The sequence below is a fragment of the Paenibacillus sp. Soil766 genome (genome assembly GCF_001428105.1).
GTDB lineage: Bacteria > Bacillota > Bacilli > Paenibacillales > NBRC-103111 > Paenibacillus_E.
Genome location: NZ_LMSJ01000007.1, coordinates 135406 through 152575, shown reverse-complemented (window position 1 = coordinate 152575; position 17170 = coordinate 135406). Strand labels below are relative to the sequence as shown.

Annotated in this window: 11 protein-coding genes; 1 reads left to right on the top strand and 10 read right to left on the bottom strand. The window is 41.6% G+C overall.

Annotated features, from left to right (window positions below):
• Positions 1-62: 62 nt before the first annotated feature.
• The 5 genes from ASG89_RS06880 to ASG89_RS06860 form a co-directional block, all read right to left on the bottom strand.
• The gene (locus tag ASG89_RS06880; protein WP_057309860.1) at positions 63-1652 is read right to left on the bottom strand and encodes a hypothetical protein; all 1590 of its coding nucleotides are present in this window, start codon (positions 1650-1652) and stop codon (positions 63-65) included.
• Positions 1653-1733: 81 nt separating this feature from the next.
• On the bottom strand, positions 1734-2615 hold the full coding sequence (locus ASG89_RS06875; RefSeq protein ID WP_028554880.1) for a carbohydrate ABC transporter permease: 882 nt from the start codon (positions 2613-2615) through the stop codon (positions 1734-1736).
• A 28-nt stretch (positions 2616-2643) separates the two neighbouring features.
• Positions 2644-3504, bottom strand: a complete 861-nt coding sequence (locus ASG89_RS06870; RefSeq protein WP_321166481.1) for an ABC transporter permease — start codon at positions 3502-3504, stop codon at positions 2644-2646.
• Positions 3505-3749: 245 nt separating this feature from the next.
• Entirely contained in the window at positions 3750-4679 is a 930-nt protein-coding gene (locus ASG89_RS06865; RefSeq protein WP_057309858.1) for a glycoside hydrolase family 43 protein, read from the bottom strand.
• Between the two features lie 47 nt (positions 4680-4726).
• Positions 4727-7435, bottom strand: a complete 2709-nt coding sequence (locus tag ASG89_RS06860) for a glycosyl hydrolase family 95 catalytic domain-containing protein (RefSeq protein ID WP_157276548.1) — start codon at positions 7433-7435, stop codon at positions 4727-4729.
• A 175-nt stretch (positions 7436-7610) separates the two neighbouring features.
• Here ASG89_RS06860 and ASG89_RS06855 point away from each other — a divergent pair, with 175 nt between their 5' ends.
• Positions 7611-8504, top strand: a complete 894-nt coding sequence (locus ASG89_RS06855) for an AraC family transcriptional regulator (protein WP_057309856.1) — start codon at positions 7611-7613, stop codon at positions 8502-8504.
• Between the two features lie 79 nt (positions 8505-8583).
• Here the strand turns inward: ASG89_RS06855 and ASG89_RS06850 are convergent, their stop codons facing one another.
• The 5 genes from ASG89_RS06850 to ASG89_RS06830 all read right to left on the bottom strand — a co-directional run bounded on the left by ASG89_RS06850 (position 8584) and on the right by ASG89_RS06830 (position 17024).
• A complete protein-coding gene (locus ASG89_RS06850) occupies positions 8584-11556 on the bottom strand; it encodes a glycoside hydrolase family 2 TIM barrel-domain containing protein (protein ID WP_235549646.1) in 2973 nt (990 codons plus the stop codon).
• 263 nt (positions 11557-11819) lie between these two features.
• Entirely contained in the window at positions 11820-13400 is a 1581-nt protein-coding gene (locus tag ASG89_RS06845; RefSeq protein ID WP_200963441.1) for a GH39 family glycosyl hydrolase, read from the bottom strand.
• Between the two features lie 111 nt (positions 13401-13511).
• Positions 13512-15086, bottom strand: a complete 1575-nt coding sequence (locus tag ASG89_RS06840) for an extracellular solute-binding protein (RefSeq protein ID WP_057309854.1) — start codon at positions 15084-15086, stop codon at positions 13512-13514.
• 76 nt (positions 15087-15162) lie between these two features.
• Positions 15163-16029, bottom strand: a complete 867-nt coding sequence (locus ASG89_RS06835; protein WP_057309853.1) for a carbohydrate ABC transporter permease — start codon at positions 16027-16029, stop codon at positions 15163-15165.
• Positions 16030-16049: 20 nt separating this feature from the next.
• Complete coding sequence (locus tag ASG89_RS06830; protein WP_057309852.1) at positions 16050-17024, bottom strand: ABC transporter permease; 975 nt, start codon at positions 17022-17024, stop codon at positions 16050-16052.
• Positions 17025-17170 lie beyond the last annotated feature (146 nt).

Below are 17170 nucleotides of genomic sequence, written 5' to 3'. Positions count from 1 at the left end.
AACTCATACGGAATCGTCAGCCGGATAACTGGTCGACATCCCGTATGAGTTAGAATGATTTCTTATTTTGATTTCGTCAAACTGTCATACTTTTCCTTCAATGGCCCATACTGCTTTGTTGCCCATGCTTCTAATTTAGCAATGCCGATTTTATCTGCTTTAACCAGCATCTCTTCATAAGCTTTTAAAGCTTCCGCTTCCGTAGGTGCAAGATAAACTTTCGTGACTTCTGTTTTCACCATGTTGTCAATATTCGTCCGGATAATCTGTTCAGGGGAATCCGTATCAGGATTAATCATGCCAATCGCGGGGTTAAACTTTGTGATTTTGGAATAGGCTTCTCCTTGGCGCGTCGTTTCAGACCCATTCTTATAAGAGCCTAAAGCCATACCAACGCCGCTCTCCGTTGGCACTCCCCACCAATAAACACCTTTTTTCTTGAGAATCTCAATATCCTGAACATCATATTTAAATTCTGGATAACCGGCTGGATTCCAAGTCCAGTCTTTGTCTTTGATTCCCCACTCAGCTGTTCGCCAGCCTTCTTCAGAGAATAAATATTTAAGCAGCCTTACAGTCGCTTCAACTTTCTTATTGTTCTTCGTCACGTACATACCGAGTCCACCAGTGCCAGTACTAATGACCGTTGCATTGGGTCCTAGTGGCTCTGCGAGTTGAACAAACTTCATATTCTTATCTTTGGAGTCTGCATTGAGGCGATCAGCAGCGGAATATGTCCATGTGTAAGCAAATCCTTTGCCCGCGAGTACCATTTGCTCTGTCTCTGTCTCATTCTTATAGGCAAAATTTTCTGAAGTAACATAACCGTTTCTGTACAAACTGTTCATATACAGCATCGACTTACGTACATCATCCTGTTTCAAATAATATTCAATCTTTCCGTTTTTATCGACAAAACCGCCTTGAGCGCCGAATTGCGTATCAAAGAAGGGCCTTTGCCAATTCGGGTTAAGGATGAGAGGTGTCATCTCGGGATGCTTAGCTTTAACATCAGCAAAAACCTTATTGAGATCTTCCAAAGATTTGATGCTTGGATTCCCTACTTCCGCCAAAATATCTTTACGCATCGCGAGTCCCGGAACCATCATATGGGCATAAGGATTAGCTTTCCATTCGGCTTCTGTTGAGAAATCATTGCGAATCGCGTAATAATTACCATCACTCACTGTACTAACCAGCTCTTTAATGGGATCAAATTTGACATCTGGCGCATACTTGGGAAAGATTTGATTGTAAGGAAGACTTAATTTAGCATCTGACATTAGCTTGAAATTGAAGGACACGACGATATCCGGCAGATCACCTGAAGCCGTCATCAAAGCCAACTGTTTATCATCTGTTGCCACGGTGACTTTAGGCTTTACACACGTTGCTTTTGTAATCGCTTCCGGAATTTCACCCGACCAATCTTGGAACGGGTACCAAGTTGCATCAACAAACATGGAGACTTCAACAGGAGTTGTACAAGAATCTTGTGCTCCTGTGCTTACTGCCGAAGTTGTGGAAGTTGAACTAGGCTTTGTTGTTGAGTTCTCGCTAATATCCGCATTCGTGCTGCATCCTGAAAGCACTCCCCCAATAAGGAGTGGAGTGACCACTAATTTGGTGATCAATTGGGTACGTTTGTTCATATGTAAGTCCCCCTTCAAATAGATTACATTATTTTAAGCATTCTAAACAGGCCTAGAGAAGAATGCCATAAAATACAATTTCTAACCCTTTACGGAACCAAGCATAATACCAGACACAAAATGTTTTTGTAGGAAAGGATATACGCCAAGTATTGGAATGATCGATACTACCATAGCAGTAGCTTGAATCGAAAATGGGGTAACACTTGAACGTGACATTGCTGCCATTTGCGCATCTCCTGTAGGTACCATAGACTGATTGATGACTTGCATCATCCGATAAGTAAGAGTGCGCAAATTCTCATTCTGAACGAAATAGGCTGAATCGAGCCATGAATTCCAATGTCCCGAGCCTAGGAATAACCCCATTGTAGCGAGCAGCGGCATGGAGACTGGTAGTATGATCTTGACGAAAATTTGAATCTCTGAGGCACCGTCCATTCGTGCGGATTCTCCTAGCTCATCAGGAATCTCTGTGAAAAAGGAAATCGCGATGAGAAGGAAGAACAGATTCAACATACCTGGAATGATATAGACACCGAACGTATTAATTAGTTTGAGACTCTTCAAAACGATATAGTAAGAGATCAATCCGCCGGAGAAGTTCATAGAAACGATTACAACTAGTAGGTAACTTTTCCTAAAAATCAAATCTCTTCTCGCTAGTCCATAAGCAACCAAACTTGTAAAGAGAACAGCTAGTACCGTTCCTAGAATAGTTCGAAGGACTGAGATTCCTAGTGATTTAATCCATTTTGGATTTTCGAGAAAATAGAGATAGTTACCGAGAGTGAAGCTTCTCGGCCATAGATACATGCCACCGGCTGCGGTATCGGTCCCGGCATTAAATGTAATTAATAAAATATAGTAAAATGGATAGACAGTTACGAATACAATGATGAACAGGATCATCGCAATGATGGTATCAAGCACACGATCTTCCATTGTTCTTCTTCTACGCACGGTTGATCACCTCATATCTCTGGTCTAGCTAGAACAATCCGGTCCCAGACACACGTTTAGCAATAGCATTGCTAGTGAAAATCAGGATGACCGAAATAACGGATTGCATCAAATCAATTGCAGTTGCAAACGAGAATCTACCTTGGGCTAGGCCAATATTGAAAGCGTACGTTTGGATAATCTGGGATGTCTCGCTATTTAATGTATTGCCTAGCAGCATAGCCTGTTCGAAGTTCGATCCAACCAATCCGCCTCCAAGCATACTACCGATTGTGAGAATTAGAACAACGATGCTTGCGTTCTTTAAACCAGGTAATGTAATATACAGAATTCGTTTCAACCGCCCTGCTCCGTCTATCTCTGCTGCTTCGTAGAGTGAAGGATCAATGCCAGCAAGTGCCGCGAGGAAGATGATTGTCCACCAACCCGCTTCTTTCCAAATCGCCGTAGAAACAGCTAGTCCCCAATAGGAGTTAGGATTTGTAAGAATATCAAGTGGTTTATCAACGAGATGAAGCGTTTGCAAGAGATGGTTTATAATACCGAATCCACTAGAAAAGAATGAATAGGCAATTCCCGTTACAACAACCCAAGAAATGAAATGAGGCAAGTAACTGACCGTCTGTACGAAGCGCTTGAGGAATACATGTTTCACTTCACTGAGTAGAATGGCAAACAGAATGGGGATTGGGTACGAAAAAATAATTTTCAACACGCTTAAAACCAGTGTATTTCGCACTAACATTGGAAAGTTATAATCATTAATTAACTCTTTGAAATGGGTGAGTCCTGCCCATGAACTCGTAAAAATCCCCTCAATACCGGTAGATATTTTGTAATTTTTGAATGCGATAATGATGCCGAACATAGGAACATAACTAAAAATCAATAAAAATATGAGACCTAACCAGACAAATATCTGAAAAGGCAATTGACTTTGAAAGCGTTTTAGAAATATTTTGTTATGTATTAGAATCACCACCCTCATTTGTTATTTATTCTTATGTCTAAATTATAGATGAAGCAGCGCCTGGTTCGATACGGTTCATTTACAAGAAAAGTGTGCCTATTTTAAAGCACAGATCCCTAAACGTTTGCAGATCGCGCTCAATTAATAGAAAGCTGAATCACTGGCTATTTCCATTTTTTTATCCTATTGAATTCTTGCATTGTAATAGAAAGTACAGTTCCGTGCTTAAAGCGGTAAGGAAAGCTGAAAGTTTCATCTGATCGAATAAATAGTCCGCTGTCAATATTATCGGCTATAAAGGGAACATACCCCTGCCCTTCACCCTCGATACCGAAAAAGTCTAACATCAAACACCATTTACCGTTGCTGAGCTTATACGCTGTAGGTGCTTCATAGGCATGGTGTCCGAGTTTTGCCATCTCCTCGTCAAAGGCTTCAATTGTTGTATATTCACCGGTAAGGCTTTTTCCCTTTTGTAATATGATACCTGCGGGGTTTGCTTCACTTTTTAAGAAGCGGTAGAACATACCGTTTTCCTCATATATGGCAGAATCAATTATTCCGCTGTCATCCTTCCGGCACAGTATCTGAGGCGTAGTAAAGATTTCAAAATCCTTTGTTCGAGTATAATAGATCGCCATATGCTCGTAATTATTGGATGCCACCGCTGATGACCAGTGAATTACGTAGTCTTCATTTATGTTATCGTAAATTACATCCGGGGCCCAAAGGTTGCCGAAATCCTCATCACCAAATTCTATCATTCTCTGCTCCGACCAGTTCACAAGATCGTCCGATTCCCACATGGAAAGGCACTTACTTCCCTCTCTTATGATGTTGCCCCAACTCCCCTTATACTTGGTGTTGAAACAGTTGGCAAGGCTCAAGTCTGTGGCGAGAATATAGAACTTGCCGTACTTCGTTCTTACGATTGTATGGTCTCGAACGCCCTTATCACCTTGTTCACTCCAAATAACGGGCTGACCGCCGTTAACTTGTTCCCAGTTAACACCGTCAGTACTGAGTGCAAAATATACCTGTTCTCCATCTGGGGTTCTTTTTTCCCTAAAATGAACGAATAAGTATGCATCCATTAAATATTACCTCCTTAGACCCGGGTACGATATAAACACTAAAAAAACTACAAAGCAAATTCGACCGTAACATCTAAACCTGCACTCAACGTTAGGCTTATATGTTTGCCGCATCCATCACTATCTACTTGAACCTCAAGACCATTAACTATAGCGTTATACCAAGAAATGCCCGCACTTAATCGGATTGTATTATCATTCCTGCCGGAATTTAAAGTAACACGTGCCGTTTGCGCATCTATATCCCAGATCAGTTCTTTGACCTCTACCTGTGTTCTCGCCATGAGTCCATTCATTGCCCCTGCTCTCCAATCGGACGGCAATGCTGGAAGAATCTCTATTTCACCTGTATTCGAGAAAAGTAACGCTTCATGAATTGCTCCCACAACTCCGAAGGATGTATCTGTACAGTACGTATGGTTTCTTCTATTTGTATCATGATCTGTCATCAAGGAAGTGTAGTAACCGGCATCTGTCATCATCGGTAATAGTGAATCAAGTACCCCATCACCCTTTTTTAGCCTCGCTTGAACAAGTGCCTTATGCATCCAGCCGTGCCCCGCAGTCGCATCACCGATATTGTAAGTATCTCTGTTCGCAAGCGCGATATTTGCAGCCTTCGCCAAATCTGAATCGTTTTGGGTTTCATAGGCAGGCCAAGCTACATACAAATGACTCAGGTGGCGGTGATTATTATTTTCCATGTATTCATTCATCGCCCATTCACGCAATGCTCCGTCTGCATCATATTTATATTCAGGCAGTTGTTTTAATAAGGCTTCCCATTTAGCAATCGCAACTTCATAACCCTTGCGTTGCACTGCTTTTTCCATTGTGATGACCATATTAAGACCGTCCCGCGCAGCAGAAATATCCATAGTAGCATTGGCTGTGATCGTGCTGCAATACCCAATGGGGTTATTCTCCGGAGAGTAGGTAGGTATAATCAGGTAGGTTTCCCCTGGATTTAACACTGATTTACCGCTCTCATAGCAGGCATTTCCGTTTATATCTGTATAATATTCCGGTGTGCATATCTGCTCCCAGAAGTTTGCCTGCTTAGTAAGTAGGGGAAGCAATATATCCTGCTCCAGATCCAGATATCCTTTACCTATTAAATGGGCAAATTCTTTGACAGTAAGCCCTCCATCATTAACACTAAGAATCGGTTGTAGATCATAAATCCTCATGTTGTCATGAATTGAAATCTGCCTATTGCCGTAGCACTGCCAGTACTCGTAGATTGGTAATAGACACCAGCTCGCACCGGCATTCCAATATTCAAATGGATAATCGTTGTCATATTCGACGTGCATTCCGCGATCCCCGTCGGAATTTACTGACACCTGTAGCGCATCATGCATACCGTATGCCAAACGTGCATTAGCTTCAAAGTCTGGTGTATTTCTTAAGAAGAATGTGATATACCCTAGCTGGGCCTGTGTTAAATGACCAGTGTTCATTGCGGCAACTTGTAAATTCACGTTGGCATCAAGCGTATAAATGCCCCGCCATCCTGGATTCCACTCGCCAGTCCACATCCCATACAACCGAGGTGCACTTGAGCCGCTGCAGCATATCATGGCATAGCGTCCTTGATTATACGCCTGCTCCAAAAAGGCATGATTGACTTTAGATGGAGACTCTTGTTGTGCTTTTATAAGTGTTACATTGTCCGCATTCTTATATGCTTCGTCACCTTTAATCTGAATACTCACAGCATTAAATTCTGCTGAGTGCTTCTGGATATGAGGGGCAATGGCAGCAAGATAATCGAAATCTCCGCCAATCGTATCTTTATATTTTTTAGCAACAGCAATTGTATGTTGAAATAAGTGGTTTACGATAGGGTGCTGCGCCATTCCTGCAAAGTCTTCAATTAACCCCATCTCGGAAGTTCGATCTGATTGTGTAATGAGATAGACAGCATCCGCATCGATAATTTGAATCGCTGGGTTTTGTTCAATTCCAACGTTCATAGTTTCATTCGTATCGGCTAGCAAAACTCTTTTCTTTGTACCATTTTCTACGATAACCTGTGTCAGCCCAGCGTATCCGCCATTAACTAGTTCACTTCCTGGGTATGCAGGGTAATGTACTACTTGTGCGATATAATCTGCGCTAGGGTTTACCAGCTTTTTGTATTGGAGGGCGTTTACCTCTGTGTTACCATTGTGTGCTCTGCACATACTTGAAATGTCATCGATGGAGATCGTTAGGTTGATCTTGGTACCTGTGGAAGATTGTGTGATTTTCGTAATCGAAACATTGTCTTCTCGCGAAGTAAATGATGTTCGAATCCAATCTCCATTCATGTCGGTGTAACGTACACCTGTCTCTGCAGTTTCATAATTCGTCCATCTTTCATATTCCGAAATGTTCTCCATATTCGTCGCGCTAAGTCTAAGCTGATGCCCTGGATGATAGCTGTAGTAAAAGGTTCTGCTCCTAGTTGAACCTTTTGCATCTGTAATCTTCCAATTATCGTTTTGGTTAAATACGTTCACTCTGGCATCAGCAAGCTGCTGCGTTAATTCCTCTGGTATCACTCTTGGATCTCTAGATGGAAAATTGAACCACATATATTGAAAAATAAAGGTATCGGTATAGGGCGATCCTGAAGTGATATATCCATTTTCGCCATTACCGCTAACCATTCCCTCCCGCCATGCATATCCGGGGTTTGAGACTGGAACCTCCGTGTAAGTGAGATCATAATTCCCTTTTCTATACATGCGTATTCCTGACTTCCTCATTGTCATCATATCCTCCTTTTGGTGTGGGCTGTTTATGCATGTAATTGCAAACATCTCCCCATTCCCCTTGCTTTCAGCTATAATTATATCTATCACTACACCGATTTGTTATCTGTTGAGGCGACGAATCAAGTTGTTCAGATGTCGCATTTTTACAGGAGGAGAACACAAAGAGATGAAACTTCCACCTATTCAAATCGAAAATATGGATATCAAACTCACACTTGGCGAATTTGTGCTGAATGTGTTGTATGTCAAATTCGGTTATTTTTACACCTCCATGCATGAGCATAGTCACAGCCAAGGGAGCTACGAATTTCATTACATTCCAACTGGTCGTGGTACGCTCATCGCTCAAGGCAAACAATTTCCAATCACACCTGGGACTTTATTTATGACAGGTCCTGATGTTATGCATGAGCAAATTACAGATACTCATGATCCTATGGCTGAATACTGCATCTTCTTTGAGGTTCTTCCTGGTGATTCCCCCCCATCAGTTGCCAAAAAATCCTCAATAAAGGAAACCGCTCTTTCTGAGCTGCTTGTAAGTACACCTTTCTGGATTGGTTCAGACAAGGGCAACATGATGGAACTATTTGAAATGCTTGCCAGTGAACTATCCCGACCATCTATCGGCTTTCATCATATGGTAACAAACATTTTGGAAATGATTATTATCCGCCTGATCAGAGGATATAAAGACCATCAGTCCTCCTTATTTCCCATCCCACTCAAAACACTAGATGACAGTAGGTTACTTATTATTGAGAACTGTTTCCTTTATCAATATCCATCCATTACACTCAAACAACTTGCCGGTGAACTAGGACTAAGCACTAGACAAACTGAAAGAACTATAATTAAGCAATACGGCGTTTCCTTTAAAGATAAAAAATTGAAAGCTCGGATGAACGCAGCATCACGACTACTTAAAACAAAAGATATGTCAATTCATGCAGTTGCTCAACAAGTTGGATTTAGTTCGTCAGAACAATTTAGCAATGCCTTTAAAAAGTACTTTGGAATAACGGCTACACAATACAAACACACCCAAGAACGTTCCTGAACATGCTAACGGGACTGCCCCAAAGGTCATTAGACCCTGAAGCAGCCCCGCTAATTTTATAGCATTGTAAAACAAATTCCTATTCATCTTCCTTAAAAACTGGCCTAATTACGAGTTTAAATTCAAACTCATTCTCTTCCAGTCTGTACTGCGGAGCCAGCTCAGGTCCACATGAATGTGAGCCTACTCCACTCATCTTGTAATCAAGATGAACGATTGTCTCCTCCCGCCTCACCAGCATGTGATGATGCGAGGCTGCCGCCAAATCCTCTGGTGTATAGTGAGCCGCATTGAATGAGAATGCCTTATCGCTAGTAAAATTCAATCCCATTCCCTGCCCATTAGAAACACTCACCCATTCCGTTCCAAAACGAGAGCCGTTTTCCTGAGGTCGGATATAAGGCTCAAACAGCTCATCTACTGTCTGGAGATACTTTCCTTTCTTAACGCTATGCTGCTTGTCGATATAGCTTTCTTGTGGCCCGAATCCAAAATATTCGACCTCTTCTGTTCCTTGCGGCATAGTAAGCTTCAAACCAAAGCGAGGCAAGAATGGCAAGCCTTCTCTGACTTTTACATTAACCTGAAGATTAATCTTACCAGTGCCGTCAAACTGCCAGATGGATTTACCATGTAGAATCGGATATTTTATATAACCGCCAAGTGAAAAATCAACACCAATGGATACTGAATTCTCTGTCTGTTCAATAATTTCTGAGCGATATACGCGCATAACGGCTTGATCATAGCCTTCTTGTAACCATTTTGGCTTCAAGTGCGCATCATTATCAATCGGAGCTCGCCAAATGTTGAAGGTAGCCGGAGATTGAAGCAACTGTAATCCATGTTTGGATATCCGTGTTAAAGTCCCGTCGTACAAATCGAATTCATGTTGGAAATCAAAACCTTCGATTGCTACAAGGTGCCCGTTTTGAGTGACATGAATTGGGGCCAAAGAAGGCTCCACGACTGCCTCTATTCTTTCAACAGGCAGCTCGAATTGTTCAAAAGTTAGCTCATGTCCTGCCTCACACCATAAAGTATCGACTTTCATCTTACAGGTTAAGGTAAGGAAGTAACGGTTCGCACTCACTTCTGGCAATTCATATGGAATTCTGACAATTGATTCTGTGTGAGGAGCAACATCTGAATCGTCCAAGTAACCTTGTTGTACGACTACGCCGTCCTCCTCCACCTTCCAGTGCACAGATACATGAGTTAGATCTATAAAATCATACCGATTCGTGATCCGAATCCTACCCTCGGCTAACTGTACCGCTTCAATCTTTATAGGAGCTATCACTTTTTTATATTCCAACAATCCTGTATGCGGTTTACGATCTGGTGTGACTAAACCGTCAATACAGAAGTTTCCGTCATGTAGTTTTTCTCCGAAATCTCCACCGTAAGCGAAGTAATGTATTCCTTCAGCTGTCTGTGTCTTCATACCATGATCGACCCATTCCCAGACACAGCCACCCATCAGTTTTGGATACGCATCAATGACATCCCAGTAATCCTTCAGATCGCCAGGACCATTGCCCATCGCGTGACTGTATTCACACAGAAGCAACGGTTTTGAGTTCGTATCATCTAGCGCATATTTCTCAATCTCTGCTGGTGATGCATACATACGGCTAACCAAATCAAGACTCTCCTCGTTAGGATTGGTTTCAACCCGCGGATACTGCGCACCTTCATAGTGGATCAGCCTAGATGTATCCCGATTTCTCGCCCACTCCGCCATCGCTATATGATTTACTTCATACCAAGACTCATTACCAAGCGACCACATGATTACAGAAGCCTGATTCTTATCTCGCTCCACCATTCGCGTCATGCGATCCATGAAACTTTTCTTCCAATCCGGGTTGATGCTGAGTATATTGAAGGGACCGGCACTATACACGCCATGACACTCCAAATCAGCTTCATCTATGACATAGAACCCGTACTTATTACAAAGTTCTAAGAACCTAGGATCATTCGGATAATGAGAAGTACGAATCGTATTAATATTGTGCTGCTTCATGACCACTAAATCTTTGATCATATGATTGACCGGAATCGTCCCTCCTAACTCAGGATGAGAATCGTGGCGATTGACCCCTTTGAGCTTGACGGCCTGTCCGTTGATTGTGAACACACCATCTTGAACAGCAATAGACCTAAACCCGACAGTGAACGTCAGTACCTCGTTGCTGGCATATACATATAAGCTATACAGATAAGGATTTTCGGCGTTCCACAGCTTAGGATTATTTACTACCAACGGAATGCTTCCTTTGCCGTCTATCGAGGCCTCACCCAAACTAACAATTCGCCCAGATGCATCCTTCAGCTCAACTGTTACCTCTATGGGACCTGTAGTTTCAATCTCGCAGGACAGGGTTGCTTTTTGAAAATCATCAGAGAGCTGTTGTTTATTAAATACATCACGTACATGAGCCTTGTCTCGCGCAAGCATATACACATCACGGAAAATACCCGAGAATCGCCACATATCCTGCCCTTCTAAATACGAGCCGTCACACCATTTTAACACCATAACGGACATCCTATTTTTGCCGCTCTTCAGATATGGTGAAACAAGGAACTCAGCCGGCATCCGACTGCCCTGGCTATATCCTACGAATGTGCCATTGATCCATACATAAAAACAGGAGTTTACTCCCTCGAAAACTACGTACTTCTCCTTACTCTCCCATTGATCAGAAACCATAAATTCTCGTACGTATAAGCCAGTTGGATTCTCAATAGGCATAAATGGCGGATCGCAAGGAAAAGGATAATTGTAATTCACATATTGAAGTTGATCATAGCCATTCGTTTGCCAGCACGATGGGACGATCAAATCATCCCAGCCTTTGACATCTTTATCTTCTTTATAAAAGTCATCTTCTACCTCTTTCACCGAGGGAAGATAGTTAAATTTCCAACTTCCATTTAAAGTTTGATAGTAGGGAGACTGTCCCCGTTTTCCGGAGTTTGCATTTTCACTGGTGCTATACGGAATATAGTACGCCCGTGGCTCCTCTCGATTAACATGCATAACCTTAAGGTTTTCCCAATATTTCTCTACTTTAATCACGTGTGTCGCTCCATTCTATACTTAAAATATTTCTTCTATCCCTTCATTATGGCATGTAGCCTATTAGGTGTAGAGGCAAAAACCTATTTAAACAAAGGGAAATTCGACTGAAAAGCCCCACGATTCCTCGTGAGGCTTTCCTTCCCTACAATTTTTCCATACACAGGTCCATCTGAAGGTCCACCCTATTAAAGGCAATTTTCATTCGATTAAATCACACACCTCTATTTATAAATTTGCTTTAAAGAAACCAATTCCCAAGGTGCAAGATTGATCTGTATGATTAATTCCCCCTGTTCACTTGCTCTAACAACGTACTTCTCTGTGAATTCAGCCTTTTCTCTAAGCTCAACTGTCTGCTGGCGATTAGGAGGTTCTGGATTACCCATTTCAATCCAAGCTGGCACAGCATAACCACTAGTTTCGTTGATATGCTCTAGCTCGAAGCTCGCAAATGGCTCCAAAGCTGTTAAATGAATACCAACATGTGTTGCAGTCCCTTTACGCTGTATATTCAAAGCTTTCTCCTGGGTAGCAGCCAATGGTACGGCTGATGGAACTGCCTGATCGTCATAATGATAAAATAACGCACGAATACTACCATCTTCAGATTTTCTTGTGATAATCACCTTCTCTTTTCTCATTAACTCTACATCGCCTAACTGATTAAGCAGCCTATAGGCGTGAAAGGTAGGCTTTGCAATCCCCTGGAAATTAATTAAACCAAATCCCCCATGAAAAATGGACGCCCCTGCTCCGCCTTCTTCGAATACGTCTGAGAATACCCAATAGGATAAAGAATCGGCCAATGGCGTCGCATCCAAATTTGCTTTGACCACAAATGCTGCAGCTGGTAGATGATCATGACTATGATCACGAGGGGATGGACTTGAACTCCACTCGGATAAATGAATTTCAGCTTGTGGGTAGGCACTCTCAGATACAATTTGACGCAGCACGAACAGGTCATTGCGTGTGGAATGGACCGTACGGCTGAAGCCTTCTGTTTTACCATACCCATCCAAGGCAAAGTCCGTCGGATACGGATGAGTGGACACGAAATCGACAGGTAAAACTTCTTGTTCACAATAAGCTAGAAACTCAGCTACCCATACTGGACGCCAGTTCGTCTCATCCACATTTTCCATTCTGAAGGTTAAATGTCTAGATACGTCTTCTCTTTCACCTTCAAATCTATCGTCGGGCACAAAATTACTTGTCGCTGGCCCACCTACACGCAGTTTTGAATCCACCTTTTTCACAGCCATTACTGTTGTTTTATACAGTTCAAAATATTGACTTCGCGTTCCGGTCCAAAATGCGGATAAATTGGGTTCATTCCAAACTTCATAATACCATTTGCGAATTTCTTCAATTCCATAACGATCACGCCAATGTTCAACAAGCTTTTCAATGAGATTTGCCCACTCTTCCAAGTTTCTTGGAGGTGTGATATTCCCTTTCCACCAAAACTGTGTCTCTATCCCTGATGCCATATCTATCGGGCAAAAACCAAACTCCACAAAGGGCCTGATCCCTATTTCCAACAACCGGTCAAACAATTCGTCTACATACTGCCAGTTATATACAGGAACACCGTCGATTATGCGAAACAAGCACATATCATCATGAAGTAAACCATGAAAACGAATATATTCAAAGCCACAGGACTTAACTGCCAACTCCAACTGTTCTAGCCAGTTCGCTCGCAAACCTTCATTAGCTCTTCCTGCACCAACGCATTTACGCCACATTGGATATAATGGTTTCCCACTTAATTTCGTATTTACAATAGTCTGGTCCACTAACGTGACCTCCTCTAATTCTAATAAATGCTTTGCTTCCATCCAACATAAAATTGATAGCAAAGGAGTCGAAAGTGGAAACACTCTCAACTCCCTACTTACTCAAATAAGTTATTTTTTATTGCGTTCTTTATACACTTTATTAACTTCATCCGTTAATTCTTGACCGCCGGCTTTCTTCCATGCCGTTACGAAATCATCAAAGGCTTTGTCCGTATCCACTTCACCCAGAATAGCCTTGACAGCGTAGGAATCACGAAGCGTTTTCAAAGTTGGCGCCACTTTAGGTTCTGAATCAAGAGAAGCCCCTGGGATCGGATTCGTAATTGTCTTCATACCACCTGTATATTTCGCTTTAAAATCCAACTGATCTTGCGGGCGATCAAACTTAATCATAGAAGGAACCTTGGCTGTAAATGGTGTAAAGAAAGCACCTGCACCCGTCTTGGCTGCACGTTTCTGAACATCCCCATTGTCACCTTTTGGAATGGCTGTATTGCCTTGCAGATCATAGTCAACACCTTTTTCCCCGTAACTTGTTGCTAAGTAACCTTCTTCATCCTCTGCCATATATTCAAGCATTTGCAGAATTTTAATGCGCTTCTTCTCATCCTTCTCAACTTGAATACCGAAAAGATTTGGCGTTTGAACAACACCATTGGACAATGCAAGCTTCGTGCCTTTTGGTCCGATCAGAGGTTCACCGATAGCAATGCTTACACCTTTCTGTTTGGCAGGTACGCCGTAACTTCCAGTTTCATGTAAGTGGTACCACAAAGCTGTATCGACATAACCCGTTTTCGCATTAACAAAATTATCACGAACCTTGTTTCCATCTGCAGTACCAAACTCTGGATCAATAATACCCTCTTTATACCATTTATTAAGCAGCTTTAACGCTTGGCGACTCTCCTCAGTCGTGAAACCGTGTGCAAGTGTTCCATCTGCTTGTTTTATAAACGTATCCGCATTCGTACCGAAAGCTGCAAATACGGAATTAAAAACTTGAGAAGGTGAATCCTTGCCTCTTGCTGACATACCGTACGTATCTTTTTTCCCATTACCATCCGGGTCGTTGTTTGTGAATTTAAGCAAAACATCTTCAAATTCAGCTAATGTCTTCGGTGGTTCGTTGTACCCAATTTTTTTCAGCCAAGTAGAGTTATACGCAGGCAAGAACCCCGTTGCACCTTCTAAGAACACTTTAGGTACACCCCAGTTTTTCCCATTATACATGCCGTATTGCCAAATATTAGAGTCGAGTTTTTCGATATCTGCAGCGTATTTAGGCATATACTTCTTAATCTCATCCACAGATATACTGGCGATAATGCCTTGCTTCGACCAATTAATCATGTCTGCATTACTCGCATCAGAACTAAACATATCTGGAATTTCACCAGCTGCCAACTTGATATTCATTTGATCACTCTGTGTCGATCGATCCAAACGGACGTTTTTTAATTTGACATTAAACTTTTGTTCCAGTAGCTTTTGAACAAAGCTGTCATCTTTATCAGGAGGCCAAAACCCTGCGATTGTAATTTCAATTGGGGCTTCAACTTTTGCAGCTGTTGATGGTGATGCCGATGGCGTGCTAGTAGAGCTATTAGAGCATGCGCTCACCAATAGTCCAACGGAAGCTGCAATACTTACTGTTCCAAATACTACTTTTGTTTGTCTCATTGAAATTATCTCCCCTATACTTTCATTTTTTATTTAGACGTAAGTTCAAGATGAACTTCCGTTAAATACACGTCAACTAACCCTTTACGGCACCAATAAGAATGCCTTTGACAAAATGCTTTTGAAGAAATGGATATAGAATAAGAATAGGAATTGAAGTCAACATAATAATGGCTGCTTTAATGGTTTCAGGTGTAACCTGCTGATTCATCATCTGGTCAAGTGTTGTGGTATCACTGTCAATAACTAGACGTCTTAAGTAAATCTGCAAGACTAATTTCGATTTTTCATGAACGTATAGCAAAGCATCAAACCAAGCATTCCAGTGATATACAGCTGACCACAATGCAATTGTTGCTAATATCGGTTTCGACAACGGAATGACGATGGAGAACAAAATGCGAATATCGTTGGCTCCATCCATTTTAGCCGAATCCTCGATTTCATCTGGCAGGCTCATAAAAAAATTACGAATAATAAGCATAGAAAATGTATTAATCAAGCAAGGTATTAATAGCGCCCAATACGTATTAATCATACCTAACGATTTGACCAACATATAGGATGGAATAAGACCTCCGCTGAAAAACATTGTAACTACAATGAAATACGTATAGAAACCACGATGTGGCAAATATTTACGTGAGAGCGGATAGGCCCCCATCGTCATGAATAAGAGCGAAAGAATGGTTCCAGCTACGGTACGGAAAATAGAATTACCTAGCCCTATCCATAAATAATCGGAGGATAAAGTCGCTTTATAAGCTTCCAACGATGGCTCTAACGGAATCAAATGAAGTCCAGGTCTGATCGCCTCCGTTAAAGAACTGAATGAGATTGAAAGCACATGAATGAACGGATAAATCATTGTGAAGCAAATACAAGAAATAAACAGTATAAGACTCGATTGGAAAAACCGATTACCAAAGCTTCTTTTTATCATGACGCTCTCTCCTTTGAAGATCAGGTGATCCCTTCTTGTCCCATTCGCTTAACGATATAATTCGTAGAGAGAACTAGACAAAGTGCAATCACATTTTTAAAAAGCCCTACCGCTGTTGTCAAACTGAACTGAAAATTCTGTAACCCTGATCGATATACAAATGTGTCTAGAATATCGGATACACCATATACACTTGGTGAATACAAATTTAGGATTTGATCAAATCCAGCATCTAGTACGCTACCAATTCTCAAAATGAATAAAATCGCAATAACTGGATATAAAGCCGGGATGGTGATATGAATAGTCTGTTTCCAGCGATTCGCGCCATCCATAACAGCAGCTTCATACATTTGTTGATCTACACTGGCAAGTGCGGCTAAATATATGATCGTACCCCAACCGATTTCTTTCCATATTGCAGAAACGACCAGCGTAAATCGGAAATAGCTCTCATCTCCGATGAAATAGATCGGCTGAAACCCAAACCACTTAATGACATCATTTACTACACCAGAGGACGGAGACAGAATCGTAATTAGAATCCCAGAAAGCACAACCCAAGATAGAAAGTGCGGCATGTAGGATAACGTCTGAGCAATTCGTTTGAATATAGAAGATCGGATTTCATTAAATAATAAGGCCAGTACGATCGGCGCCGGAAATCCGAATACAATATGATAGAAGGAGATGATAACTGTATTTTTTAAAATAATAAGAAAGTCCGGTGATTGGGTGAAGAGAAACTTGAAATTTGCCATTCCAATCCAAGGACTCCCCCATATCCCTTCTCTGACATGAAAATCCTTGAAAGCTAGCTGAATCCCATAGAGCGGTCCGTAACTGAAGATACAATACCAGATTAGAACTGGAATCAATAAAAAAAACAAATATTTATTCTTCTTGTATTCTCTCCATTTAACATTCAGTTTCGCACTGCTTATTTTTTTTGTTATGGACTGACTTACTTTCACAGTTGCGTTTACCTCATGCATCTTCATTCTCCTTTCGTGAGTTTGTGTGGTGCCTTCGATACTACGTATACTAGCTAGTTCTAATTGTTATATCTATTGTAATTTCTTTTAAAATTAGACTTTAAAAGAAACTGTTACGCAACTGCCGCAAGTTCACGGATTGTTAT